The sequence below is a fragment of the Paenibacillus sp. BAC0078 genome (genome assembly GCF_054483875.1).
In genome coordinates, this window is sequence record NZ_JBTLRW010000081.1 from 1 (window position 1) to 511 (window position 511).

The window sequence follows — 511 nt, forward strand, 5'->3', positions numbered from 1 at the left end:
TTTGGTTGATTCACAATGTTATATATGTTATATGGGCTTTTAGCTCAGTTGGTTAGAGCGCACCTCTGATAAGGGTGAGGTCGGTGGTTCGAGTCCACCAAGGCCCACCATATAACATGAAATTTTATTTTGGGGCCATAGCTCAGCTGGGAGAGCGCCTGCCTTGCAAGCAGGAGGTCAGCGGTTCGATCCCGCTTGGCTCCACCAACAAACTTCATCAAGAGCAAGACCTTGATCCTTGAAAACTGGATACCGAAACGAAAATGCGTTTTAGAACATCTTTTAGCTGAAACTTGTGTTAAGCAAGTTGAAATAGTTATTAGTTGATACGATTGATACTGTGTGGGAATGAAGATCCTAGTGGTCCGATATTTTCCTAGCGGAAAAATCGAGGTTAAGCTAATAAGAGCACACGGAGGATGCCTAGGCGCCAGGAGCCGACGAAGGACGTGGCGAACAACGAAACTGCCTCGGGGAGCTGTAAGCAAGCTTTGATCCGGGGGTGTCCGAA

Annotated in this window: 2 tRNA genes and 1 rRNA gene; all 3 read left to right on the forward strand. The window is 47.0% G+C overall.

What is annotated here, in order from left to right:
- Positions 1-33: 33 nt before the first annotated feature.
- Positions 34-110 (forward strand) — tRNA-Ile (locus ACX1DY_RS31515).
- A 21-nt stretch (positions 111-131) separates the two neighbouring features.
- Positions 132-207, forward strand: a tRNA-Ala gene (locus ACX1DY_RS31520).
- A 185-nt stretch (positions 208-392) separates the two neighbouring features.
- Positions 393-511, forward strand: a 23S ribosomal RNA gene (locus ACX1DY_RS31525); the annotation flags it as partial.